The following is a 24,720-nucleotide window of genomic DNA, read 5'->3' as shown; positions in this document are numbered from 1 at the left end:
CATGCAAAGCTCCCGGGCAGCGAGTTCACATGCCTTTCCACAGTCAACGGGCGGCTTGACTGTCAAGCACTTAACTCAACTTTCGCAGCATGAAATTGGCAAACTGGCAAGGAAGGGATTCGAATTCCTCAGAACCCAGTAGCTACAAAGGCTTAATTGGATTTGTGCTCTGCGAAAGTTGAGTTAGAAAGTTATCTTCAGATCAGAGAAACAAAATATGTGTCTGAAAAACACGAAAACTATTTATTCATAGCAGCTCCTGCAGGCCGTAAAGGAAAAAGCCGGCGTTTGACACAACGATCAATCGAAAAACTCGTTGAAAAGTATAACGATGTACCCAGGTTAAAGAATCAGTTAGGCCATTCGTCGATACAAACGACAATGATATACACACACCTAACTGATGAAGAGATACGTAATGCAGTTTTGTACATATGTCTGTATCGTAAGAAAACCGCCCCATTTACGGGACGGCTGGTTGTTAATGCTCAACTTTAAAAACAGCAATAGACTCAAAATACAAATATTTCATTTCGTCTTCTTGATTTTCTTTAGACATCTCCTTGAACCATTCTTCATTTCTCATCTCTTCCGTGAAGATACTTGACCTCCATAAAGTCAAACCCAATTCAGGGAAAGCATACGTATATCCCAATTCAGAATGGCTTCTGTCGTATGGAGAAATCTTGTCCAATAATGCGACCAAATCATCGGCTTTTGTATTAAATAGATCGATGCCATTGTACTGACAATTATATTCATCTTTTGTACCATAACCAATTTGAATATAATTCACAAGACCATCCTCATCATATTCATTCTTATACCAAACGTCGTCGGACAGTCTTTCCGCATCGGCTCTATTCATGCCTAACTCAACTTTTCCAATTGACTTGCCGGGAATGATGTCTAAAATTTTCAAGCCCTATTCTCCTTTTATGCCAAAGTCTTTCTCGGTAAGCAGGATTGCCTGATGGTCCTTCTGGGTCATCCGAATAGCAGGTGCAGTATTAGCATTGTAACCATTGTAACCTGTAGCAGTTAATGCATTTTTGGATACAAAGTGATGTCTTTCTCCGCCAGCGGCTGTAATTTGATTAAAACGTCCCGCTACGAAATTGAATCGAAGGTTCTTTCACAAAACAAATTCCAAAATAACCCTTGTATTATGGTACTGAATACGGTACTATGTGTATAGGAGGTGAGACATGGCTAGGATAGATAAATTGGTCCAGAACTGATAACCATCAAAAAGGAATAACCACTCAAGGCGGTGTACGTCAAAGACGTACTGGACCGGATTGGGGAGTGACTGCTCCCCTTTCCTTATCCTTCATTATATCCTAGCTGACAATGATGGAAAACAAGGATTTAGCGTATTATATGGCTCTCCCGTACACCATTCAAATAAGAGAAATGAACGACGAGAGCGGGCATTACTTCTATGTCACTGTGGCGGAGCTGGACGGCTGCCAAAGTCATGGGGATACCATTGAGGAAGCGTATGAGAGTATCAGGGAAGCTATGGAAGGGTATCTGTCGGTGAAACTTGAATTTGGCGATCCGATTCCCGAGCCAGCCGGTTCAGAGGAGTACAGCGGCAAGTTTAACCTGCGGGTACCTAAGACGCTGCACCGGCAACTGGTCGAGCGGGCCGCTGCCGAGAATGTATCTCTAAATCAATACTGTCTGTATAAATTGAGCCGCTAAAATGCGGCTTTTTTGTTGCGACGCGTACAGGCCAAAGGAAAACAGTTAACCGGCGGAAACATCGTAACAGACCCGGTCCGAAACCTTTTTCGGGGTTCAATTCCCAGGCGCGTCATTATGGCAATGTGGAAATCAGGCGTGAGTGACACACACGTGATTGGAGCGCGTCACTTCCCGCCTCACTTTATTTGTTGAGGCTGTTTGCAACTGTTCCCATTCGGTCTGGCAATGTTTCGAACGCATCATAGAGGCCTTTGCCCACCATAACAATGAACGCAATAACGAATACTAATAAGAAAATATTCTTTGCAACTTCTTTTGATATTTCCATCGAAGGTTTATCTCCTTTCCTTCATATGTTTCCAGAATAAACCTTTCAGCGGGGAATATCAAAAAGTGAGTATTTGCAAGATTAATAGGGTTTCTGTTAGGCAATTGGCGAATTGTTGATTAAACTGTCTTTGACTCCAATTTCGGCAGCTCGGTAAAATGGTCTTGTTCTTCTTCTATAGTTACAAAGTACGTATGCTTTTTAAAGCAAAGAGCGCAGCGTTTTTGCTGCGGAAGGTACGGACGCCAGATTTGAAGCGGATCATACCGTGCAATAACACGAAAAGATAATACATATCAGCCAGAGTCGTTCCTTTGCGGATCGGCTTTTTTGTCGTTTGGGGGATTTTATGAAAAAGAAAAAGCAGCAGCAGCCTTATAAAGGACCACCAAAGCAGCCGAGTAAATGTAAAGGCTGTGTATGGGGCAGATGGGACGGGGTTAAGCAATTTTGTTCTCGACCAACTTGTACAAAAGAGGTAAAATATCCCTGATATAGAGGAGGTGGAAACCAACATGGATAATGACACAAAACAAAGAATGACTGAATGGCGTGATTCTATCAAAGCGGAACTTGATTCTTCTTCCAAACTGTTGAATTCAAAGCAATCTGAATTTGATTTTATTACTAAGCAACTAATGATTATAGATGAATCAGCTAAAGAGTTGCCGCATGCAGGAGAGAAACGGAGTTACTTAACGCAATATTTTAAAGAGGAAGAGCTTATCAAGAAGCTTGACGTCCTCGAAAAGGAAATTGCTGAGTTGCATGAAGAAAACAAGAACAAAGTTACTTCTTTGAATACTGTAATAAAAGTTATTGACAGTTATATTTCTTAAAGCATCCTTCGGGGTGCTTTTTCTTTTGCCTGTACAAGCGTGTCGTGTTGTGTCGACCGAATACCAGACGAAGGGCTGAAAACGGCTGAGAGGGCCACAGCATTCGTCTGCTGACGTGTTCCGGCCATGCCCGCATATAGAAAACCAACTCAACATAAATTCGGATTTGTCTACTTGAAAAAACAGAGTATGATTAAGTCAGGGGGTGAGAACATTGTCTATAGCAAAAAAAGTATCAGATTCATTTAGACAGTATGAGATATTGGCGCAAAATATCGACGAATATTTTATAAAAGTAGTTGGTGAATTGCAGGAGGAAGGATTAACAGTAGCTTATGAGTTTCTAGGCCTTCATCCGATGAAATGGAAGATAATAATTAATGGAAAAGAAGAAATCTTTAGTGAAAATGATCTGCCGATTCATAAAAGCATGGGCTATGGAGAGGCGATTGATAGGTGGGTCGTAGAAAAATTTACTAAGCTTACATGAGCGTCCTTGCGGGCGCTTTTTCTTTTGGAGGTATTTGAAATGAACATCAGAGTGATACCAATAGATCAAATCAACGCAGCAGCCTACAACCCGCGCATCGACTTACAGCCGGGAGACCCCGAATACCAGAAGCTGAAGCGCAGCATTGAATCCTTTGGCTATATCGATCCGATTGTCTGGAACGAGCGAACCGGCAACATGGTCGGCGGGCATCAGCGGTATAAGATAATGGTCAATGAGCAGGGCTGTACAGAGTTGGCCGTATCCGTGGTTGACCTGGACGACAAGCAGGAACGGCTTTTGAATATCGCATTGAATAAAGTGTCTGGCCGCTGGGACGATGAAGCATTGGCGAAGCTGCTGAGCGAGCTGCAGGAGGCGGGGGCGGACTTGGAACTGTCCGGCTTTGATCTGGATGAATCCGATGAACTCGACACCATACCGCTAATTGATCGTTTCATTGTCCCGCCTTTCAGTGTACTTGATACCCGGCAAAGCTACTGGCAGGATCGTAAGCGGCAGTGGCTGCAATTAGGGATATAAAGTGAGGAGGGGCGCGGCGAGTCTCTTTTATACAACATGGGTGGGCAATCGGAATTTATGCGTGCTGCTATGGAAGCGGTAGGCGGAGGGACCAGCATATTCGACCCGGTTCTGTGCGAGATTATATTATGTACCGCTGGTTCTGCCCGAAGGGCGGTAAGGTTCTTGATCCGTTTTCTGGCGGTTCCGTGCGCGGCATAGTGGCCGAATACCTTGGCTACTCTTATACGGGGATTGACTTACGGCAGGAACAGGTTACTGAGAATGCAGAACAGGCGCAGCTCCTTTATGAAAAAGGAGCTATTGATCGTTCCCCGGGATGGATACAAGGTGATTCGAGGCAGATAGGTGACCTGGCTGCACACGTAGAAGCCGACTTTGTATTTTCCTGCCTGTCTTACGCCGATCTGGGGGTGTACAGTGATGCTCCTGCGGACATTTCAAACATGGATTATGCAGACTTTTTGACCGCATACCGGGAAATTATTATACAGGCTTTTCGGGACGGGGAGGTTGAAATTAAGACCGTGGATGACCTGAAAAAGCTCATTGAAATTGATATTGCGTTACAAAAAGATGAGATAGGATTTTGAATATTTTAACATAAAATTTACATAAAAAAGGAAGGGAATGGAGTGAATTTGCAGAATATTGTGTTGTACTATAAAAAAAGGAGGCTAAGTAAGTATGTTGTTCACGAAAAAGAAGATTGGAGCAGTTCTGTTGTCTGCAAGTCTAATCATGTCTTTTACAACAAGTGTCTTTGCTGAAGAATTAGGTGAAGTGAGCGAGGGAACAAGTACTACGAGCATTTCCGAACAAGAACTTCAAAATGTTAAGGCTAACTTTGCGGAAATGGGAATTGATGAAGAGACCCAAAGTAAGTTAATTGAAAAATTAATACGTGGTGGACTCATTGACTCTCTTAATCCGGAAAAGCAAAGTTTAGGTGTAACAAGTACAACATTTAATAGTTTATCTAGCAGTTCTGAGGAGAGCAAGGCATTAGCAGGCTACACTGCTCGAACCGTATACCCGGACGGATCAGTTCGGATTCAATCTGTAACGCCAGGGCCAGGTTCTGCTTGTGGTAGTGGTTACTGCAACATCGTTGATGCTAAAGTTGAAGACGGTAATGGTGTCGTAACAGCTAGTTTCTTAGCTGATTATTCTATCGTTAACCAAGGCTATGACTCTATTACAAGAGTGTCCACTCCTCAGGTCAAAACACATTTCGGGGGATTTAACCAGTTAAAAGGCCCTACCATTGCAAGGGCAAAAGAGACATCTAATCAATCTGCACGGGCACAGATGAGTTGGGTTTATAATCCTGCTGCAGGAAGTGCTACACAGTATCTCTTTCTTGACGTGCAAAACGATTCTGCAAAGTCGAGATTTGACACTTAAAAATATATATTTATGGTGTTAGAACTGTCTTATATACGTATAATGTAGCTAAGGCGGTGATCGACTTATGAAAAACCATTATTGGTCAATAAAAAATAAAGTAGTAATTATCTTTGGGATAGTGGCAGTTACAGCTTTTGCATATTTGGTCCTTGGAATTTATGGAATGAATGCAAATTAAGTAGCACTTTTTTAAAAGGACGGTCAGTGGAATCGAAAATCAAAAAAACGGACCGGGCAGAGTATTCATCCTTGCCCGGTCCGTTTACTTTTTCATCCATTTCTGCTTCTTCATCAGATTCGGAAACATTTCAATTTCTTGGAGAATTTTTTTCACCTGTCTACTATATGGGCAGCCAAGAAGATTGCGATCCGGTTGTTCTTGTTAAGTTGGGGGATGCGCAGAAGCAGCGGAGAGAACGAAGCAATTCCGGAAAAGCGGAGCGGTCCCCTTTGGCCCGAAGGGTCAACAGGGATTGTAGGAATGCTTCGTTCTCGGAGCGTCTCCCCACGCACGAAAAGAGTGCCCCCCATGAGGCCGCCGCATCTCCACGTAGCAGCCTCTAACAACCAGAAAGTGTGCAGCCACTACTAGCGATTAGATGAAGGTTGATTCATGTTGACCATAAGAGAAGTTACTGAATTGACAGGAATGCCGATTGCTCGACGATTTCGGAACGAAAAATGATGATGCTCCATCATAAAAAAGAAATTGAGAACAGCATAAAAATTTGACTTAAGCCTGTTCTGTTGCCTCCGATTGGAATAGGCTGTGTTTCAAATCCTCCGAAAAAAGGTATGTGTAAATCAGACTTTCTTACATATGCATATAAACTGGGGGCTCTTTTGCTACACATACACAAGATAGGAGGAGTGAGTATGCCGAAACCATGGCCGCATCCAAAAAGTACATACGAAGGGCAGCAGCAGGCAGCTCGGAAGAGGTACGAGGCCAGAAGTGAGGAGCGGGAGAAGGCGGCCATCCGCATGCGGTCAAGCAATCCCGTGGAAGCCGCTACAGCGGACAAGATTGCTGTTCGGGAGGCTGCCATTGACCCGAGGGACGGATTAGGGCTGGAGCGGGTGATCGGCAATAATGATCTGTTCCCGGTCTCCTACCTGGAGGCGGGCATGCAGGCGGCCAAATCCGTCTGCCGGATCGAGGTCAGGGATCATATCGGCAGAGTGATCGGTTACGGCACAGGCTTCCTAGTGTCTCCGTCGCTGCTGCTTACCAATAACCACGTGTTGCCTCGGGAGGAGGATACGCTGTACAGTGCGGTCCAATTTAACTACGAGCTGGACATGAATTTCAAGGAACGTCAGATGAAGAGCTTCAATTGTGCTCCCAAGCGGCTGTTCCTGACCGATGCGGAGCTGGATTTCACCCTGGTGGCCGTAGACGAAGAGGCATCAGACGGCACACGGCTGAGTGATTTCGGATATTTGAAGCTGTACAGCGAGCCCGGTAAAATTCTGGAGGGTGAATATGTCTCGATTATCCAGCACCCGCAAGGCGCGCCGAAAATGGTGGCCATTCGCGAAAACCGCGTGACCGACATGCTGGAGCATTTTATCCATTACTCCACAGATACCCGGGCCGGTTCATCCGGTGCGCCTGTTTTTAATGACCAGTGGATGGTAGCTGCCCTTCATCATGCGGGTGTGCCCGATCCGAATGACAGCGCCGCGTTCATTGCGAATGAAGGAGTGCGCATCAGCAGTATTTTGCAGGCGATTGAACGAAGAAGGCCGGGATTGAATAAGGAACAGCGGCGGCTTCTGGACGAGGTCATTCATCATTTGGAGGTAGGGCAAGCGGCTGAAGCCGTGGAAGAGCTTGACCTCGAATGGTATGAGGGTTCCACGGGTTATGATCCGGATTTCCTGGGTGTGAACTACAAGGTGCCGCATCCAGCCCTGCGCAGCGATCTGGAGGAGGATGCCGCTCCGCTGATCGCGGGTGGCCACATCCTGAACTATACTCATTTCTCGGTCGTGCTAAGCCGATCCCGTCAGCTTGCGCTGTATACGGCCGTCAATATCGATGGCAGTCAGTTGAAGGACGTCGGCCGCAGCGACCGTTGGCTGTTCGACCCCCGTATGGACCGGAAATATCAGTGCGGGCCACCCGTCTATGAGCATCCGGACATCGATCGTGGACATCTGGTGCGCAGGCGCGACCCGGTCTGGGGGGAACGGGCTGCCGAGGCGAATGAGGACACCTTCCATTTCACCAATGCAGCCCCGCAGCATAAGAAGCTGAACCAGCAGATTTGGCTCGGCCTGGAGGATTACATCCTGCAAAATACCGATGAGCATAACCTCAAGGTGAGCGTATTTACCGGACCGGTGTTCCGTGAGGACGATATCGAATACCGGGGAGTGCGGATTCCGGCAGAATTCTGGAAGGTAGCCGTGATGGTGAAGACAGATGGCAAGCTGTCCGCCACCGCCTATTTGCTCAGTCAGAAAAGCTTTATTGACGATCTGGAATTTGCCTTCGGCGAGTACAAGACGTATCAGGTTCCGGTTCTGCAGATCGAGGAGCTGACCGGATTGGGCTTTGGGGAGTTGAAGCAGCATGATCCGCTGCATGGACAGGAGGCGCTTGTGCAGCGCGTGGTGAACGGGCATACAGACATCATACTGTAGAAGAATACACGGAGACCGCTTCGATTTGGGAGGCTGGTCTCTTTTTTAGGTGAAAATGGTAAAAAACATCTTGATGAAAACGTTAACATTCGTTAGAATGGGGTTACATCACGATGTCAGCCTACAAATGATAACCAGAATCCGATAGGAAGGGGGCAGTAGGCGTTATATAGTAATCATCATTTGTGATTTTTTTCTCAATATAAAATGATAGGAGGAATAACAAATGGGTAAAATGATGACGCTGGGCAAGGCTGGTTTCGTGGCTGTGATGACCTTGGGTTTATCCGCTTCTCTCCTGGCACCTGTCTCCAATGCCGCAGAAGCTTCGGTGGGAGCTGATACCTACCAGGAAGCCATTGTCGGAACGCTGGCAGCAGGTGATCTTTATGTCTCTCCTAACGGAAGCGCTTCCAATCCAGGCACGCTGAATAGCCCAACGACCCTAGAAGCTGCTCTCACACGTATTCAACCGGGGAACACGATCTATCTGCGCGGGGGGAACTACGCTTTTGCAGCCACCGTGACGATTGGGCGGGATAACAGTGGGACAAGCAGCTCCAAGAAGAATCTCGTGGCCTACAACGCGGAGAAACCAGTCTTTGACTTCTCTGCACAAGAATTCGGTTCAGCTAACAGAGGATTGCAGTTATTCGGCAGCTACTGGTATGTGAACGGCATTGAGGTCAAGGGAGCGGGAGATAACGGCATCTTCATCGCCGGCAACTATAACCGGATTGAAAATGTGGAAACCCATCATAACCGCGATACCGGACTGCAGCTTGGCCGTTATGCATCCACGGCAGGGTTTGATGAATGGCCGAAGTATAATGAGGTCATTAACTCCTATTCCCATGATAACTATGATCCCGATAACGGCGAGGATGCCGACGGGTTCGCTGCGAAGCTGACCGTAGGTCCGGGAAATGTCTTTGACGGCTGTCTGGCGGCGTACAATGTGGACGACGGCTGGGATCTGTACAGCAAGACAGAGACCGGCGCCATCGGCCAAGTCACGATTCTGAACAGTGTAGCCCATCATAATGGACAAACCTCAGACGGAACCTCCACCACCGACAGCGACGGCAACGGCTTCAAGCTGGGCGGGGATAAGATCGCGGTCAATCACATCGTGAAGAACAGCATTGCCTTCCAGAACAAGAAGCATGGCTTCACGTACAACAGCAACCCCGGAAGCATTACGATGACCAATAACACCTCCTGGAATAACGGAGAGAGCAACTTTGCCTTTGATAAAGGCACTCACATCTTCACGAATAATCTGTCCTTCAACGGCGGAGCCAGCGACAAGACAAGCGGAACGGATACGGACGGCTCCAATGTATGGTGGAAGAACAAAAAAAGCACCAACGCTAAGGGACTGACTGTCAGCGCCGATGATTTCGTCAGCCTGGACCCGCAGCAAATTACGCGCAATAGCAATGGCTCGTTTACACTGGGGAACTTCCTGAAGCTGACCTCAGGCAGCGACCTGATCGGAGCGGGAACTCCCTCAGGCACGAATATTGGTGCCCGCTAATAGGGCAGTGAACTAAAATAGATATGGAGAGGTACCATTCTGTATGAGTATAATTGAATATACAGCTATGCTGAAAAGGACCTCCATACGCTGGAAGGTCCTTTTTGGTGCGAGCATTCTTCTATTTCATTTTATTTGATCCACTGTCTGCAATTTCCCTTACGCTGCCGATTTTCAAACGGCCATCGTTCCCCTGTATGGTAAGGAAGAGACGGTTGAATTTCTTGGCCTGGACCTGCTTTGGGGGCAGGGGTGGTATCAGGAATTGCGTTTTGTGCTGGTGATTCATCAAGGCCGCTGCTCCATTTTGGTGAGTACCGATCTGACCCTGGCGGCTACAGACATCATCCGATTACCGTTTCTGGAGCAAGTCCATGCCCAAGCTGAACCGGTTTCTGAAAAAGGATGAGACCCACCCGTTCGAAGCCGTACAAGCCGAACAGGATCGGCACCGGATTGCACAAACGATTCAAGCGATCGAAGGTTTTGTGATGTGCCAGAGTATCGCGATGGGGCTGCTGCAACTGGTCGCTTTGCGCTTTTCAGGCCAGACACCGGGGTTGTTTTTCCGTTACCTGCGAACCCCTTCCCATGCTGTGGTGTCCGAGGCCACGGTTGCCGCTTATTTACACAAGTCTATTTTTCGCCTGTTTGCTCAGGATCCGCAATTATCCATAACGAAAATAATTAAATCCAAGCAGGATGCGTCCCACGTTGACGAGGATTCGCTGGCTTCTTAGTGGTGTAGAACTTTTCACTGTCCAGGATAATAGTCTTCCCGATAAATCGTTAATACGATGGGCGTAAAAATAGCGGAGCGGGACATGCTCCGCCTAGTAAATCATTATGTAACGATGATGATGCCTGCATATATCAACAAACTTCGTGGTGTCAAGCTTAAGCTTACGAGGGACGCTCGTACCGTCCTCGAATAGTTCGAGGTATATGGCAGAGCTATCGTTTGGTCGTAAACGTGGAATGTCATCAACCTGTAAGCTTCCACGCTTTACGGCTTGGAACATCGTTACATCCTTGCTCAAGAACGAAATGTTTACCGGAACGCTGATGTTGAGATTTAATTTTGAATTATTTGTGTGCTTCTCCAAGTTATCTCTAATATTAATGAGTCCGAAATCACCAGTAGCAATAGCGATGTTGTGAATCTGTGTTGGATAGTGAGAAAGGAGGAGGTAAAGGAATTGAAGCTTGCCTGAGTCGAGAATCAAGACTTTCGTTTCTGTTGCGTTTCGAAGCTTGTCCTCTAGTGCTTCGTAGTTAGCCATCGAAACGCTCCTTTACGATTTATTTAATTCATGCTTAAATTCTTTCTCCCATCCTTCGACAACTCGGAGGTTCTCTGCGAATAACTCCACGTCGGAATGTTGTTTGATCTCTTCCTTAATGGGTCCTTTGATCGCATTCAAATTCGTGACATACGAAGGTTTGATCAGCGTATCGTCCAAAGAGTATTCTTGGAATAGACTTTCCCATGTTTGAGTCGTCAATTGCTTATCGAAATGAGACTTAACCAGTTCTTGAAGAGCCTGATTCTGATTCTTTTTGGCAAGCTGATAGAGCTGAATAAGGACAGCTTTATAAGGAGCCTTATAGGACTTCATGCAATGAGCAATTTTAACGAAGAAGTCCTCATATTCCAAGCTGTGAAAGTAATCATACAAATCGCCGTCACCGAAGATCATTTGGCTTGCAAAGTAGTCAGCCTTACGCTCGGTTAAATCGAATTCAACCGAAATGTCATAATCGTTTCCATGAAGTTTTAACTCTTCACTTTCGGTAAGGTGATAGATTTCATGCCAATAGATAAAGTATTGATAGACGCGAGGTTGGGCAGTATTAATAATAGGGACATTGTGACCATTTGGAAATTTACGAATGGCTCCTCCCCAATTGAGGTCAGGAATAGGGATCTCAATCAGTTGATGTTCCTTTAGGATCTCAAATGCTTGTTGCTCAATAGGGAAGGATCGCCATTTGATTAGACGTTTTTCGATAAACGAAATATGGGCTTTGACTTCATTGCGAATTTGGGCATTTCGCTCAATAGTTTCATCCAAGTTTGAACTTGTGATTCTCAATCGGTATCACCCTTTCTTATTTAAGGTAAAGGGCATAGATATCCAAGATGTTGTCCAGCCCATCTAACAAATGCTGTGCTCGTTCGCTTCTTGCTTCACCAATACCGTGGTCGGAGTACGCATAAACAGGTTCAGGAGGGGTGATCGTTATACGACTCTCCAAGAAATAGTCCTCCGGCAATTCAAAGCTTTGATTGATCGTGGCAATTTGGTTATTATAGATAGTGGGGTTTGGGCTTTCTGCTTTCAGGATTAGATCGATGGTTGGTCTCGATATACCTGTTAATTTAGACAGTGAAAGCTTGGTGTAACCTTTGAACCTCATAAAAGCCTTGATGTTCTCTGCAATTTGCGTCCGGTGGTCAAAAAAGTTGATCATCATTATAGCCACCTCTTTTCGTTTTTATGCTCTCATTATATAAGAATTAGCCAAGATGTAAAAGAAATTTTTACAATCTGTAAAAATTATTATAAGTGTCGCCGAATATTTTATAACTCAAACGTCCATTAGACAGATTTTCTTCGGTTTAAACCTACATAGCCAATTGTTTCTTGTCAGACGCACAAAAACGGCTCCCTTAGCTTTCCCAGGGAGCCGTTTCATATTTACCTTATGACGAGTATTATTGCGTCAGAATCGATGTCAGGCGTCTCGCGGACACATCGAAGTCAACCCGTATTTTGTCTCGTAATATTGATGTTAATGATCTTATTTGGAGGGGTTACTATTGGGAGAAGATATTCATATTGCAAAAATGCAGTATGTACACCCGGAAATATTATATTTCCATAACGCTGCCCATTATCATTTGAAACTTGCACTAATCTTTCTGGATAGAAACCAGCTTAACCCCGTTGTAATTCTATGCGACCGCGCTCTTACCTCCATGCTCAAGGCTTTATACATACAAGAGAACAACACGCCTTCCCCGCCAAGCTATTTTTCCATGGAGGCTGTACCTGCTGCATACCGAAGCTGATCCTGCACTGGATGTTGTTATTTTCATAGGCACCATTCAGTATCTCACTTCCCAATTGGAGAGAGACCGAATTTCAAAAATGAAGAAGAAAGACATCAACCGGCTGCTGAGAAGAACCGACGAGATTCTGTGCCTGTTGTCACCCCGAATTATGGATGATCCAGCAGAAGCTTATTGCACTATTTTTTGAAAACGTTCAGAAACATGAATGACCACCTTTCAGGCCCGTATTCATGACTGAAGGGTGGTCAGGAGTTTACCCCTGGACGAATTCAGAGGTCATCTTACGAACGAACTTTCAAACCGGTTATCCGTTCAAATTCTTCATTGGCTGCTTTCATCCGACGATTATATTCTTCTACGCCAAGGCGATCACGGTATTGTTGGCGAATCTTTCTCATCTCTGCATCAATTTGTGCTTCAGATCCTGGTGGAGTAATGATAGTGACGCGACGACAAACGAGTACAGCATCAGATTTAAAATAGTTAAGATGTGGAAACTATGATGTAGTCGAAGAAAAAGAGGAATCATCCTTACTTTTGACCTTCATGCCTTCATATAAGTGAAAATAATCAATAGTATACCCTTGTACGTGCCAAAAAAATGAGTAGTCAAGAAGCCATCCAGCGCATTAGTTTTCTCTTTTTTGCCCGACTCGCTCAGCTGCACGATATCAGGTTAATGCGAATTTATGTAATAGTTCAGCTGTTCCACAGGCCCATGTGCCAAAGTAGGGTGTAGGGTTGCGCATAAAATAGCCCCCCGTGCCAGCCCACCCCCGTTGGTTGGCGCGCCATCACTTCTGTCGATGTTGGACGATGCATATTGCAGGATGTCTCTTCCTACGGACAACCTGTGGCAAAATTCCTGGATGCGAAATGGGCCATCTGTTGTAGAAATATGTCTTCCTGCAGCATAGTGTTTCGTGTATTATTTGTCCATGTGAGGTGATACTATATGTGGAGATTGATCGATCCATTGGGTAACGAATTTCCTGGGATCATCACTGAATGTACTGCAACAGATGTAGTGAAATTGGGCCGTGGATGGTTTCCTTGGCGCAAATACATACAGATCCCTGAAAAATCGGACATGACGATCTACAAGTTGCAGCGTGTAGGATATAGTGATATCTTGGGAATCGGAGATGATACAAATGCGCAATTCAAGGGATCCTTTTCAAGGAGTAGTCGCAGTCCCCGCTAACTTGTCGAGAGAAACAATTGGTTCTGCTATGAGGCAAGGCCGGAGCAAAATGAATGAGAAACATGGAGCGGAAGCAGTACGTGAGGCAACATATCGTGCTCAACAGCATATTTATCGTACTGAACGTAGATCTGATCATAAAGGAGTCCGAGTATAATCGGGCTCTTTTTTCTCCTTTCCCCAAATACATACGTTTAATCTCACCGTCTGTCATCCAGCGCACTAGTACAGCATCAGTCTTTAAATTGTGGATAAAGGCGTTTTAATTGGATTCGAGCGTCCGAGGTAGTAAACTGCCAATCGACTCCCTTTTGGCTTGCGTTGCGACCTCGTTCCCAGGCAGTCAGTTCCCCGGCTAATTCGTCGATAGAAGGAAAGCGACGGCCTAAACACTGGCGGGTCATGACGCTAAGTTCAATCTCCGCGATGTTGAGCCAACTTCCATGCTTGGGTTAATTATTCAAGAATGTCTGCTCAAATTCCTACCAACATATTAACAAGAGTTAAGTCGCTGACTTGTGTGGTGCTAAAAATTATTGTGTTGGCTGAATCTACAGCAGAAGGGCTGTTTTGCCCGGTAACAGATGAAAATGATCCGGGGACTATGGGCACGGCTCGCAGCAGAGGCTATTTGCGTTGGGTATTGGGTACGGCAGTAGCCACAGCAAATAGGTTATTCTGCGTCACCGTCGGTCCGGTCACGCCCGTGACCCCCGTTAAACCTGTCGGGATGCACTTTCTTATTCCACCTGTAATTTTTACAAATAAAATGGTGATTAGCCGTTTATTGTGACATTGGTTTCAAAAGGAATATTTTGGTCAGAAACCATAAAAAATCCCCCTACGAATGTAGGAGGAAGACTGATTATGCCCAAGTTGTAGTCGTTTCAACCGGCAGACGGTAGGAAGGATAGCCCTCTTTGGCTGCTTTTCCTATCGAGATCAGCATGACGGGTTGGAACCGGTCTTTATCAAGGCCAAAAGCTTCAGCGATCTGGTCCTTCGCATAACCGGCCATCGGGTTGGTGTCATATCCGTGGGCACGGGCAACAAGCATCAGTTGCATTGCAACGAGACTCGAATCAATCAAGTTGATGTCACGCAGGTCGGATGCGGCCATATTCGCATAATAAGGTTTCACTTGTTGCACTTGCGTATCCATGACGTCCTGTGGCATGTATCCAAGCTCCACTGCTTTACCAAAAATTTCGTCCATATATTCAATGTTGTTGGCATCGTAAAATACCGCAATGACAGCCGAGGAAGTCAAAGCTTGCGTCTGGTTGAAGGAAGCCAGCGGTGCAAGCTTTTCTTTGCCTTCAGCGCTGTCGATCACAAGGAATCGCCACGGCTGCAGGTTAATGGCAGAAGGGGCACGGGAAGCCTCCGCCAATATTTCGGTCATTTCCTCCCGGCTGATTTTCACTTCAGGATCATAGACTTTAACGGAGCGGCGCTCCAGGACGATTTCATTGAAATCGTTTGTTTTGTGGAATTTGTTGGTGATCGTGTTCATATTGTTTTCTCTCCTCATCTATTTGTCAATTGTAATGCGTGCATTCCAGCACTATGATAACTGTAAACTATGAAGTATACTTTATAGCAAGAGTGAAAAAAGAGGTGATTCACATGAAGATTAGTGAAGTAGCAAAAATAGTTGACCTTCCTATATCGACGATCCGTTACTATGAGAAAATGGGCCTTATCACGGATGAGTATATACGGAGAGAACAGAATAATTATCGGGATTATACTGTAGAAATTATTCGTCATCTAGATGTTGTTAAGAATTGTCTGGCTGTTGGTTTTTCAATTCATGATATAAAATCGATGATCTCAAAAAATGGAATATCCAAAGAGGAACAAACACGCATTATTAAAGAAAAAATATCGGAAATTGAAGACGCTCAAAAAAAATTAGAGGATTCCAAACGGAATCTTTACGATGTTCTTGAATCGGATATTACGTGTGAGGATGGGTTCGGGAAATATTAATTTAAACGCTGAATAAAGAGCTACACGAAAAAAGCACTGGTGTAAAAACCAGCGCTTCTTCTATTTCATTTTATTTGATCCACTGTCTGCAATTTCCCTTACAATATTTTTGGCTAAGCGGACTTTGTCGGGATTCGATTTCCTCAGCATGCTTATAATTTCTTGTATGTCTAATTCTGTTTCAGTCAGTTCAATTTCTTCATGAACATATGCGAATAGTTGTGATACATTTACATCTAAAGCATCTGCAATCTTCGCAAGGTTCAGTAAAGCAACATTCTTCTCACCACGTTCAATTTGGCCGATATATGTAAAGTGAAACCCGCCTTTTTCGCCAAGAGCTTCTTGGGATAAACCTCTTTCTTTGCGTAGAGATCTTATCTGAGCACCAACCAGGTTTAATATTTCCTTATCTTGCATAATCCACACCCCTCACAACAAAAGTGTAGACAACTTTGAAATTAGTAAACATGAGAGATTGAATCGTACATTTACAAAATTTATATCTATAAATATTATTTCGATGTATAATATTGATGTTAATGATCTTATTTGGAGGGGTTACTATTGGGAGAAGATATTCGTATTGCAAATATGCAGTATGTACATCCGGAAATATTATATTTCCATAACGCTGCCCATTATCATTTGAAACTTGCACTAATCTTTCTGGATAGAAACCAGCTTGACCCCGTTGTAATTCTCTGCGACCGCGCTCTTACCTCTATGCTTAAGGCTTTATACATACAAGAGAACAACACGCTATCACCGCCAAGCACTTTTTCCATGGAGGAGCTACTGTACCTGCTACATACCGAAGCTGATCCTGCACTGGATGTCGTCATCTTCATAGGCACCATTCAGTATCTCACTTCCCAATTGGAGAGAGAACGAATTTCAAAAATGAAGAAGAAAGACATCAAACGGCTGCTGAGAAGAACCGACGAGATTCTGTGCCTGTTGTCACCCCGAATTATGGATGATCCCGCAGAAGTTTATTGCACTATTTTTTGAAACTGAAACACTTCATGGAACAGATTTACTGAAACGTCCCGAAACATGGATGACCACCCTTCAGGCCGTATTCACGACTGAAGGGTGGTCAGGATTTATAGAAGCTAAAACATATTCTTCCATATCCTCTAGCATATCGGAGGATCAGGGCGACGTTTCAGAGCATTACCTCCTTTGTGAACGGCAGTGGTAAAATCTCCAAATAACGGCACTTGAAAACAGCCCGTTGGAGGCGGAATGCCTGCAACGTCATGAGTAAAAGCAATCGCTAAGTTAAGTGACCTAGACTCTAGAATTCGGGGGGTTAACCGGGAATCACCACTGCCCGTAAGGCAGCGATATGAACCAAGTTAAGCCAGCTTAATGATGGTTACAGATGTTGATCCAAAGTTAGAAGCAGCAGTACCACTTATCAACGCTAGGTTACTTGCTACTGCAGTTGTAAAAATGGCACTTCCTGCTAGAACCTGCGTTATAGTATTACTCGTAGCTACGGCATTAGTTCCTGCTATACCAGCTCCATTAAGAGTCAAGGCAGCAGCTACAGTGCCTGGTGAATTGGCATTCGTCCTGTAATCCACATAATACGTCTGATTCGCAGCCAGATTGAAGGTCCCACCTGGGCCCGGTGTGATGGCCGTCCCATTTTGCTCCGTGATCGTCGGAACTGGAATGATTTGACCGGCAGCTAATCCCACATTTCCAGCTCCAGATGTAATACCCATCAAATTATTCGCCGTCACCGTCGGGCCAGTTGGACCTGTAATACCAGTCACTCCTGTAGCTCCCGTGACGCCGGTTGCACCTGTTGGAGTGTCATATCTGTTTATTTGACGTCTGAGATAAGCGGAGCTTAGAAATATTCAATCGTATAGCTGAAGGGATGTGCTTGACGTTCTCTATTCTTGGTGGACAGCTTGCGGATTTCCTCCGGCATGGTCCTCATGTAGTGGATACGCTTAATGAACTGCTTCAAGGTCTCGTTCTGCTCCTCTGCTGGCTGGTATTGGAACTCCTCCAGCAGTCGGATCATGTACGTCAGACGGTCCCCAGGGGGGATGGCATCGATGTCCCTGATTCGCTGTTGTACCTTCTCTCGGGTTGCCAGCAGCTTCTGGCGTTGTTCCAGCAGACCTTCTTTCTTGATCCTAAGCTCTTCGTGTGAGAAGACTTTGGCCATGCCCATCTCGATCAGGTTCGAATACTGCCACTCGTTATCCCGAAGCTGCGTGTCAACCAGAGACAGATGTCTTTGAAGATCTACAGAGATTCTTGCCATCTCCTGCTGCTCCCGAAGCTCAAGATGAGCTGTGAGCCGCTGCTTGTGGGCCTGAAGCTTCAGCAGCACTTCTGCTTCCAGAAACTCCAGCTTGATTCCCCGGTTATAACATTTCGCCGTGCAGTCAGGTAATAGACTATCGCAAGGCTTGATCGTATATACACCGTGCTTCTCCTTGCGGATCACCAGCTTCTTGCCACATGCGCCGCAGAACAGGAGGTCCTTGAGCATCGTGGTTCCCGTCTTGTTAGCTGGCTTCTCGCGGATGGTGATGTTCTGTACCTGTCGTTCCATACGCTCCACATTGGCTTGCTCCCACTCTTCCGGCGGTATGATCGCAGGATGGGCGTGATCTATCGTGATCGTATCGAGCACCTTGTATCTGTACTCCCCATTTTCCTTAATGCGCTTACGATCCTGGAACACAACAGTTCCTTTATACACGGGGTTCTGGATGATCCGCTTGATCGTTGGGGGCCGGAAGGCATTCGACTGCTGCGGCTTGTAGCCTTCACGGTTCAGAATATCCACAATCTTACGACGGCCAAAGCCCTCTCGATGCAGCTTGAAAATATACCGTACCACCTCTGCCTCAGGCTCATGAATTTCCAGCTTCTTGGTATCCGGGTTCCGCCGATATCCGTAAGCAGGCTTGCCGCCCACATACTCTCCCCGTTTGGCGCGCTGGATTTTATTGACCTTGTTTCTGCGCCCGATCATCTCATACTCCAAGGTTGCGAATAACGAGCTTACATCATACAGCAGCCGATCCTCTTGCGAATTAGATAGGTCGAATGACTGGGAAGGTGTAATGATCTGAATATCATGATCGATGCAAAGCTGCTTAATCTGCTGCGATACCAGCCCATTCCGTGATAGGCGATCCAGAGACACGGCAAAAATAGCTTGATACCGTTCAATATGGTCGATGAGCTTCTGCAGCTCGGGGCGTGATTCCAGGTCATGCTTGCCCCCGCTGACAATCTCCTCGTAGACCTCACAGGTGTAGCCATTCTCGCGGCAGAATGCTTGCATAAGCTCGCGATGGTTCTGCAGCGTGTCTTCGTTCTCTCCTTTATCTCGTGAAATACGCAGGTAGGTTGCGCCGAACATCCCAGTCATTTCGTTCATTGATACGGCCTCCTTGTCTTCTATGTAGGACGTTACAGACATGCAATAAAAAATGACGTTGGACCTGTTGCACCCGTCGCCCCGGTGGCACCCGTAGCTCCGGTGGCCCCGGTGGCACCCGTGGCACCCGTGGCACCTGTAGCTCCCGTGGCACCCGTAGCTCCAGTGGCACCCGTAGCTCCCGTGGCTCCAGTGGCACCCGTGGCACCTGTAGCTCCCGTAGCTCCTGTAGCTCCCGTGGCTCCTGTAGCTCCAGTGGCTCCTGTAGCTCCGGTGTTACCTGTCGGGCCAGTGGCACCTGTGGCTCCAGTGGCACCTGTAGCTCCCGTGGCACCCGTAGCTCCAGTGGCTCCCGTAGCTCCGGTGTTACCTGTCGGGCCAGTGGCACCTGTGGCTCCCGTGGCTCCAGTCGCGCCGGTGGCACCCGATACTCCAGTCGCGCCGGTGGCACCCGATACTCCAGTCGCGCCGGTGGCACCCGATACTCCAGTTGCGCCGGTGACGCCTACTCCAGTTGGGCCGGACGGTCCGCTTGGTCCTGTAGCTCCAGTTGCGCCTGGATCGCCAGTCGCTCCCGTGGCTCCGGTGACGCCTACTCCAGTGGCACCCGTAGCTCCTGCTACACCTGTTGCACCTGTAGCTCCGGTCACTCCTACTCCTGTGGCACCCGTAGCTCCTGCTGCACCCGCCGCACCTGTAGCACCTGTGGCTCCTGCGGGTCCTGGTGGCCCTCCTGATGGGCCGGTTGGTCCTGCCGGACCGGTTGGACCCTGAAGGTTGTTGGCGTTTACGGCCGTTTCCAATTTGTCGCTGAGTACCCAGTTCTTCTTTACCGTTTCTTGCAGTGTCTTCCGAACGCTTTCGTTAACAGCCAGCAGATCACTGATCGTGGCGATCGGTGCAGTTACACCGGGCAGCGTCCCCAGTACATATTGCAGCTTTTCCCCTTCGGCATTTAGAATATGACTAAGTCCAAGTTCTTCCATGGCAATGGAAGAAATGATTAGCGATATGGCCTCATCCCTTGTTAAAGTAAAGGTTGGGGTAATATTTGGCAGGTTAGATTGAGACAATGATATCTCTCCTTTCGGTTTTGATAGTCCACTATATTCCTCCACTCATTCAATAGTGTTAAGCTAACGTCTGTTTTCATCTTGTTCTTCGATAAATAGGTAGACGGGAACAAGGGTTATCCCTGGATCGGCTACACTTGATTGGAAAGTTTGGCACCGGTGGAGGGCATAGTGAACGGTGCCACTTTCGGCTGGAACTATCTATGGGGCACGGGCGGAGCCAGAGAGCAGACCAAAGAATATATAGAGACGGAAAAACAACAATTCGAGGAGCAGGGGGCAGCTTCTTACGCTGGAACAGCGGCTTCAACTCTTGCGATGCACATCCTTGGCCGAAGAATAGGTATCAAGGGGAAGTTGGGCGACGGGGAAAGATACACTGTTAGCGGCGGGCAGGATAAGCTGGACGAGAAAGTCTCTAAAGGGACGGAAGAACTTAGAGATTTGCCAGCCATTTTAGATCGTGTTAAAGAGATACGGTCTCAGTTACCCAGTGAGTTGGAAAAATAAGGGTATTTTGGCACTTAAGGGACTATGATACGGAGTACAAAATTTTGAATGATATTGCATCTCAACTTGGAGGTAACAAAAATGCTAAAGGAACAATCAATCTGTTCACAGAGCGTCTTACTTGCCGAAGTTGTTCTGATGTAATAATGGATTTTAGAAGAGAATACCCCAACATTAAAGTGAACGTACTTACAAACGATGGGAAAATTGTGAAATAGGCAGATGAGAGGAGAAAAAACATACAAGATTGGGAGTATAACGAGTTAGTAGAACATGTTGATGAGGTCTTCAATAATTCAATTAAAGATGGGTTAAATGCTCTGCAGGCAGGAGGACGATGTTTGTATGAATTTGCTAATGTAATTGAAGAGGGAGAAACCGAGAAGACCATCTTTTACATTAATTTAGCTCTTCTACAAATGGATAGAGGAGTACTATCCACGCGAGTTTATGAGGAAATTGGCAGTATTGTTGAGACTTTTGATATTGATAAATTTGTTAGTGAGCTAAGTTTGGATGATGCTATGGACTTAAGTGAGCGTATTCAATCGGTTAAAACCAAGTTGCCAAGTATTGAGATTATTAGTTGAGATATATGCCCACCACTCCATGTAAAAACAGTCACTGCTTTCTATTTATCTCCCATTTGAATTTGGAGAATCTCAGAGAAGGGAGCAGCTTCACGGTGGTACTAAAATTCAATACGAATATTCAGTACACGGCAAAAGTTATTAAGATGAGCCCCATAATTGAAGAAGAGGTTGCGCTTGAAATTGACGGAATTCAAATTGTAGCGTTTGCAAATGAATGCCCGTTTGAACTCGTTGTTGGAGAGGTCTATCCGATTGAACTCGATGTGACCATACTTGATGAATTTATGGTTAAGCAAGTGGGCTCGGAAGAGTATAAGATACATCAGGAGAACAATATCCCGGCTTAGCAACTCTTTCAGTTGATCCGCTTCACCCCGATCCAATACTTCATCGGCATCCAGCCATATAATCCAGTCCCCGGTCGCTTCCTCGAGACCCCGGTTGCGGGCAGCCGCAAAGTTGTCCTTCCAGGGCATCTGTATCACTTTGGCTCCGAGGCTCTTCGCAACCGCCACCGTACCATCCGCAGAGCCCGTATCCACAACAATGATTTCATCTGCCACATGCATTACACTGCGCAGGCATCTCGGCAGAACCTCTTCTTCATTCCTAACCATCATGCATAAAGAGATACTTGGTTTCTTCATCCCCCCCACCCTCCATTCACAACATTTTGGATGATGATCCCGCTAAAACGGAAAAGGCCGACCCTTCAGAGGTGCATAACCGTCTGAAGGGTGGCAATATGGATTGCCCTCATTCGTGAGTTCGATTAGGACCGATGCTGGGCTACCTGCGTTGTAATGGGTTAGACTCGGAACCACCAACCCTAGCACCATTAGGGTTAGTCCGATTTATGCATTATTCGCCTTGCGAAGCAAAAGTCGGACGGGCTGAACTGAACAACAGGCCTCGTCGATACGTTTATGCTGAGAGAGCGAGTTGACTGCTGTGACGAGGTGGTTACCTATGGGGTTACAAAGAAAAGAATGCCACCCTCCAAGCGTTGGCTGACGTTTGAAGGGTAGCAAAGTTGATTTACCATAAGGTTTTCTCGCCCCGATTGAAGCTAATACGATTCAGGTTAAGCTATTTTGTATACACTGACTGCCGGGCTACTAAACAGAGAAGCTTGAGGACTGGATGTGACATTTACCGACAACGTGCCGCCTGTTGCCCCCGTTGTGACGATTGCATTTCCTGACATACCACTTACAGCAACGGCTGAACCGGTGTTACTAACGCCAGTTCCCGTACCGATCACTGGCGTGCCATTAAAGGTGAAATTTGCTCCAGCACTACTACCCGGTTGAATTCGGGCATCCATCTGAAAATCTGCATAATACGACTGATTCGGAGCGAGACTCATCGTACCGTCTGGATTTAGTGTAATCCCTGTACCAGCACTATTAATAATAGTTGCAAGTGGGAATACCGTAAGCGCAGTAGTAGATAAAGACGCCCCAGTAGTAAACAGAAAGTTACCCGTTACACTTGGTCCTGTAGCGCCTGTCACTCCTGTTGCACCCGTCTCTCCAGTCGCTCCCGTTGAGCCCGTTAAACCTGTCGAGTCACACTTTCTTATTCCACCTGTAATTTTTACTGATAACCTATAAAAGGTGTGTCTATCCGTTATTTGCAGCCGTCAATAAGAGCTTCTGCCACCCCATTGTACGCTCGCCACGGGCGGCTGGTTCATGGATTTCACTGCACTGATCTGAGCTTGTATTCATTGGAATCGCAGCTGCGGAGAGTGTCGAATACATCCGTTGCCAAATTCACTGCGCATCACCTGTGTCGAAACTTCTGCATGAGACATGCTGATTGTCTCTAAGCTTATAGAGCAGATGAAACTCCTCCTGCCGAGAAAAATAGGGAAGGGCCAAACGAATCGATTGACTTTTTGTCATGATAACTATATATTATTGTCATGACAAAAAGCGGGGTGAAGCCATGTCGTCCAAGAAGATGGGGCGTCCTCCATCTGACAATCCCAAAAGCGAAAAGATTGAGATACGTGTTGATCGGGAGATTATGAGCAAGCTCGATGCTTCTGCTAAGAAGCTGAATACGACACGTTCGGGTATCGTGCGTAGAGGGATTGAGAAGGTGTATGACGAGCTCCAGAAATAAAAAGGAAGCAGCGTGAGCCCTGTGAAGAACCCGCTACTTCCTGCTCCGCAATCGCTTGAACAAGCAGACTGCATAAATATCCTACCATGTGCAGGAATCTCATTCAAGCGATGCGATAATATGGATGGGAGAATGACTATGAAAACAATTCTGGAAGCCCTATACCGCGGGCAACTTCATCCCCATGAGACCATCGTACCATCACATCCAGAGTATCAGCACTTAAGCCAACAAGTCGTGGCGCAGACAGAACAATGGCGAAACCGATTGGGCGAAGAAGCATTTCGTAAGCTTGAGGAATATTTTGACCTGTGTGACAGCGTAAATAGCATGCAGGTTGAAGCTGCTTTTCAACATGGGTTCAGGCTCGGAGTCAACTTGATGATCGAAGTCTCGGGCAATCGCGAAGAATGGCTTCAGAAGGCAGCTTCGGGCTTGTTATGATGATGATCTGAATCTACGCTCTCTCCCCGCATGATCAGGACAAGCCAAGCCTACAACACGGAAAGAACCTGTTGTAGGCTTGCTTGCTTTTCAGATGGTTGAGCATTCCTGAAGGGTGACGCGGTGGAATGGCAGTGCCATTTTGTATATTTTGTGTATACCACCCAGTCAAATGAAACCTTGGTTTATGTTTAGACTCCCCTTCAAGACGGATTACACGTCCGAAGGGTAGCCGATTGGACTGCTTATCACTTACCCTGCCTTAAGATTAGACCAACTTCATCTATAATTGCTTTATTGCACTTTAACCACACTTACTTGTACATTCGAAAATGTCGCCATACCACCTCCTAAAGTGGTGCCGCCAAACAGCCTTAAGGTAGGGTTTACGCTGCTATCCACCAGTACTGTATTACTTACAAATTGTCGATTGTTTACACCCGGATCGATAGCGACATTAAGCTGACTACCAGCAACTCCTTGGAAACCTACTCCTACTGCACTTGGTAGTGCACCTCCAACTTCAGCAACAGCACTGTAACTAGCCTGATAGATCTGATTCGGTGCTAGGCTAATATTCATTGATCCATCATACGTAATGGCCGTACCATTTTGTATATTGGGTGTTGGACCCAGGTTAAGAATGGCGTTACCTTGAGTTCTTTGTGCTGGGCCATTAACCGTTTTAAGATTGTTTGCCCCAACGGCTGGGGCTGTAGGGCCCGTCACGCCTGTTGCACCCGTAGCTCC

30 protein-coding genes and 3 pseudogenes are annotated in these 24,720 nt (G+C 46.3%); 19 read left to right on the top strand and 14 right to left on the bottom strand.

The annotated features are described in order from the left end of the window. Nucleotides 1-171 precede the first annotated feature (171 nt). Nucleotides 172-498, top strand: a pseudogene (locus OIN60_RS22745) (hypothetical protein); the annotation flags it as partial. Here the strand turns inward: OIN60_RS22745 and OIN60_RS20665 are convergent. After that, nucleotides 482-922, bottom strand: coding sequence for a hypothetical protein (locus tag OIN60_RS20665; protein ID WP_305756746.1), 441 nt, complete (start codon nt 920-922; stop codon nt 482-484). The pseudogene OIN60_RS22745 and the gene OIN60_RS20665 sit on opposite strands and share 17 nt — an antisense overlap. Nucleotides 923-1,383: 461 nt before the next feature. On the opposite strand from OIN60_RS20665, the gene OIN60_RS20660 reads away from it, so the two are divergent. Beyond that, complete coding sequence (locus tag OIN60_RS20660) at nt 1,384-1,710, top strand: type II toxin-antitoxin system HicB family antitoxin (protein ID WP_305756745.1); 327 nt, start codon at nt 1,384-1,386, stop codon at nt 1,708-1,710. Between the two features lie 184 nt (nt 1,711-1,894). Here the strand turns inward: OIN60_RS20660 and OIN60_RS20655 are convergent, their stop codons facing one another. Next, entirely contained in the window at nt 1,895-2,041 is a 147-nt protein-coding gene (locus OIN60_RS20655; protein WP_305756744.1) for a hypothetical protein, read from the bottom strand. A 515-nt stretch (nt 2,042-2,556) separates the two neighbouring features. Here OIN60_RS20655 and OIN60_RS20650 point away from each other — a divergent pair. From OIN60_RS20650 to OIN60_RS20615, 8 genes are all read left to right on the top strand, one after another. Beyond that, the gene (locus OIN60_RS20650; RefSeq protein WP_305756743.1) at nt 2,557-2,880 is read left to right on the top strand and encodes a hypothetical protein; all 324 of its coding nucleotides are present in this window, start codon (nt 2,557-2,559) and stop codon (nt 2,878-2,880) included. A gap of 214 nt (nt 2,881-3,094) precedes the next feature. Next, complete coding sequence (locus OIN60_RS20645) at nt 3,095-3,370, top strand: hypothetical protein (protein ID WP_305756742.1); 276 nt, start codon at nt 3,095-3,097, stop codon at nt 3,368-3,370. A 39-nt stretch (nt 3,371-3,409) separates the two neighbouring features. After that, nucleotides 3,410-3,913: a ParB N-terminal domain-containing protein gene (locus OIN60_RS20640; RefSeq protein WP_305756741.1), complete on the top strand. Its 504-nt coding sequence runs from the start codon at nt 3,410-3,412 to the stop codon at nt 3,911-3,913. A gap of 128 nt (nt 3,914-4,041) precedes the next feature. Further along, the gene (locus OIN60_RS20635; RefSeq protein ID WP_305756772.1) at nt 4,042-4,506 is read left to right on the top strand and encodes a hypothetical protein; all 465 of its coding nucleotides are present in this window, start codon (nt 4,042-4,044) and stop codon (nt 4,504-4,506) included. Between the two features lie 94 nt (nt 4,507-4,600). Continuing rightward, a complete protein-coding gene (locus OIN60_RS20630; protein ID WP_305756740.1) occupies nt 4,601-5,320 on the top strand; it encodes a hypothetical protein in 720 nt (239 codons plus the stop codon). Between the two features lie 879 nt (nt 5,321-6,199). After that, a complete protein-coding gene (locus tag OIN60_RS20625) occupies nt 6,200-7,975 on the top strand; it encodes a DNA/RNA non-specific endonuclease (RefSeq protein WP_305756739.1) in 1,776 nt (591 codons plus the stop codon). Between the two features lie 226 nt (nt 7,976-8,201). After that, nucleotides 8,202-9,515, top strand: a complete 1,314-nt coding sequence (locus OIN60_RS20620) for a right-handed parallel beta-helix repeat-containing protein (protein WP_305756738.1) — start codon at nt 8,202-8,204, stop codon at nt 9,513-9,515. Nucleotides 9,516-9,889: 374 nt separating this feature from the next. Further along, a complete protein-coding gene (locus OIN60_RS20615) occupies nt 9,890-10,255 on the top strand; it encodes a hypothetical protein (RefSeq protein WP_305756737.1) in 366 nt (121 codons plus the stop codon). 93 nt (nt 10,256-10,348) lie between these two features. Here the strand turns inward: OIN60_RS20615 and OIN60_RS20610 are convergent, their stop codons facing one another. The 4 genes and pseudogenes from OIN60_RS20610 to OIN60_RS20595 all read right to left on the bottom strand — a co-directional run. After that, complete coding sequence (locus tag OIN60_RS20610) at nt 10,349-10,798, bottom strand: hypothetical protein (protein ID WP_305756736.1); 450 nt, start codon at nt 10,796-10,798, stop codon at nt 10,349-10,351. Nucleotides 10,799-10,810: 12 nt separating this feature from the next. Further along, the gene (locus tag OIN60_RS20605) at nt 10,811-11,611 is read right to left on the bottom strand and encodes a hypothetical protein (RefSeq protein WP_305756735.1); all 801 of its coding nucleotides are present in this window, start codon (nt 11,609-11,611) and stop codon (nt 10,811-10,813) included. Between the two features lie 16 nt (nt 11,612-11,627). Next, entirely contained in the window at nt 11,628-11,993 is a 366-nt protein-coding gene (locus OIN60_RS20600) for a helix-turn-helix domain-containing protein (protein ID WP_305756734.1), read from the bottom strand. Nucleotides 11,994-14,031: 2,038 nt separating this feature from the next. Then, nucleotides 14,032-14,250: pseudogene (locus tag OIN60_RS20595) on the bottom strand (IS630 family transposase); the annotation flags it as partial. A 14-nt stretch (nt 14,251-14,264) separates the two neighbouring features. Between OIN60_RS20595 and OIN60_RS20590 the strand changes: the two are divergent. Further along, nucleotides 14,265-14,591 (top strand): hypothetical protein, encoded by a 327-nt coding sequence (locus OIN60_RS20590; RefSeq protein ID WP_305756733.1) that lies wholly within the window; start codon nt 14,265-14,267, stop codon nt 14,589-14,591. A gap of 72 nt (nt 14,592-14,663) precedes the next feature. Here OIN60_RS20590 and OIN60_RS20585 read toward each other — a convergent pair whose 3' ends face one another. Further along, nucleotides 14,664-15,314, bottom strand: coding sequence for a nitroreductase family protein (locus OIN60_RS20585; protein WP_305756732.1), 651 nt, complete (start codon nt 15,312-15,314; stop codon nt 14,664-14,666). A gap of 113 nt (nt 15,315-15,427) precedes the next feature. On the opposite strand from OIN60_RS20585, the gene OIN60_RS20580 reads away from it, so the two are divergent. Continuing rightward, nucleotides 15,428-15,793, top strand: coding sequence for a MerR family transcriptional regulator (locus tag OIN60_RS20580; RefSeq protein WP_305756731.1), 366 nt, complete (start codon nt 15,428-15,430; stop codon nt 15,791-15,793). Nucleotides 15,794-15,853: 60 nt separating this feature from the next. On the opposite strand, the gene OIN60_RS20575 is transcribed toward OIN60_RS20580, so the two are convergent. Continuing rightward, complete coding sequence (locus OIN60_RS20575; protein ID WP_305756730.1) at nt 15,854-16,213, bottom strand: helix-turn-helix domain-containing protein; 360 nt, start codon at nt 16,211-16,213, stop codon at nt 15,854-15,856. Between the two features lie 147 nt (nt 16,214-16,360). Between OIN60_RS20575 and OIN60_RS20570 the strand changes: the two genes are divergently transcribed. Continuing rightward, the gene (locus OIN60_RS20570) at nt 16,361-16,807 is read left to right on the top strand and encodes a HEPN domain-containing protein (protein ID WP_305756729.1); all 447 of its coding nucleotides are present in this window, start codon (nt 16,361-16,363) and stop codon (nt 16,805-16,807) included. Nucleotides 16,808-17,157: 350 nt separating this feature from the next. On the opposite strand, the gene OIN60_RS20565 is transcribed toward OIN60_RS20570, so the two are convergent. The 3 genes from OIN60_RS20565 to OIN60_RS20555 all read right to left on the bottom strand — a co-directional run bounded on the left by OIN60_RS20565 (nt 17,158) and on the right by OIN60_RS20555 (nt 20,290). Then, a complete protein-coding gene (locus OIN60_RS20565) occupies nt 17,158-17,583 on the bottom strand; it encodes a hypothetical protein (protein WP_305756728.1) in 426 nt (141 codons plus the stop codon). A gap of 77 nt (nt 17,584-17,660) precedes the next feature. Then, the gene (locus OIN60_RS20560) at nt 17,661-19,217 is read right to left on the bottom strand and encodes a recombinase family protein (protein ID WP_305756727.1); all 1,557 of its coding nucleotides are present in this window, start codon (nt 19,215-19,217) and stop codon (nt 17,661-17,663) included. Between the two features lie 32 nt (nt 19,218-19,249). Further along, the gene (locus OIN60_RS20555; protein ID WP_370872563.1) at nt 19,250-20,290 is read right to left on the bottom strand and encodes a collagen-like triple helix repeat-containing protein; all 1,041 of its coding nucleotides are present in this window, start codon (nt 20,288-20,290) and stop codon (nt 19,250-19,252) included. Between the two features lie 171 nt (nt 20,291-20,461). Between OIN60_RS20555 and OIN60_RS20550 the strand changes: the two genes are divergently transcribed. Genes OIN60_RS20550 through OIN60_RS22775 form a run of 4 tightly spaced genes read left to right on the top strand, consistent with a single transcriptional unit; the run spans nt 20,462 to nt 21,740 of the window. Continuing rightward, a complete protein-coding gene (locus tag OIN60_RS20550; protein WP_305756726.1) occupies nt 20,462-20,800 on the top strand; it encodes a hypothetical protein in 339 nt (112 codons plus the stop codon). Beyond that, complete coding sequence (locus OIN60_RS20545; RefSeq protein WP_305756771.1) at nt 20,797-21,018, top strand: deaminase domain-containing protein; 222 nt, start codon at nt 20,797-20,799, stop codon at nt 21,016-21,018. The genes OIN60_RS20550 and OIN60_RS20545 overlap by 4 nt, the downstream gene beginning before the upstream one ends. A gap of 21 nt (nt 21,019-21,039) precedes the next feature. Continuing rightward, nucleotides 21,040-21,390 (top strand): Imm3 family immunity protein, encoded by a 351-nt coding sequence (locus OIN60_RS20540; RefSeq protein ID WP_305756770.1) that lies wholly within the window; start codon nt 21,040-21,042, stop codon nt 21,388-21,390. A gap of 5 nt (nt 21,391-21,395) precedes the next feature. Continuing rightward, the gene (locus tag OIN60_RS22775; protein ID WP_503122968.1) at nt 21,396-21,740 is read left to right on the top strand and encodes a UCP019853 family protein; all 345 of its coding nucleotides are present in this window, start codon (nt 21,396-21,398) and stop codon (nt 21,738-21,740) included. A 3-nt stretch (nt 21,741-21,743) separates the two neighbouring features. On the opposite strand, the pseudogene OIN60_RS22770 reads toward OIN60_RS22775, so the two are convergent. Together OIN60_RS22770 and OIN60_RS20530 are read right to left on the bottom strand one after the other, a co-directional pair. Beyond that, nucleotides 21,744-22,010, bottom strand: a pseudogene (locus OIN60_RS22770) (glycosyltransferase family 2 protein); the annotation flags it as partial. 467 nt (nt 22,011-22,477) lie between these two features. Further along, on the bottom strand, nt 22,478-22,762 hold the full coding sequence (locus OIN60_RS20530; protein ID WP_305756724.1) for a hypothetical protein: 285 nt from the start codon (nt 22,760-22,762) through the stop codon (nt 22,478-22,480). Nucleotides 22,763-23,346: 584 nt separating this feature from the next. On the opposite strand from OIN60_RS20530, the gene OIN60_RS20525 reads away from it, so the two are divergent. Both OIN60_RS20525 and OIN60_RS20520 read left to right on the top strand, forming a co-directional pair. Continuing rightward, complete coding sequence (locus OIN60_RS20525; RefSeq protein WP_305756723.1) at nt 23,347-23,526, top strand: ribbon-helix-helix protein, CopG family; 180 nt, start codon at nt 23,347-23,349, stop codon at nt 23,524-23,526. Between the two features lie 138 nt (nt 23,527-23,664). After that, complete coding sequence (locus tag OIN60_RS20520; RefSeq protein WP_305756722.1) at nt 23,665-23,970, top strand: DUF6809 family protein; 306 nt, start codon at nt 23,665-23,667, stop codon at nt 23,968-23,970. A gap of 294 nt (nt 23,971-24,264) precedes the next feature. On the opposite strand, the gene OIN60_RS20515 is transcribed toward OIN60_RS20520, so the two are convergent. Further along, complete coding sequence (locus OIN60_RS20515) at nt 24,265-24,699, bottom strand: hypothetical protein (protein ID WP_305756721.1); 435 nt, start codon at nt 24,697-24,699, stop codon at nt 24,265-24,267. Between the last annotated feature and the right edge of the window lie 21 nt (nt 24,700-24,720).

The organism is Paenibacillus zeirhizosphaerae (assembly GCF_030705605.1).
GTDB lineage: Bacteria > Bacillota > Bacilli > Paenibacillales > Paenibacillaceae > Paenibacillus > Paenibacillus zeirhizosphaerae.
The sequence above is the reverse complement of the archived record's forward strand: the minus strand, read 5'-3'. Positions and strand labels throughout refer to the sequence as shown.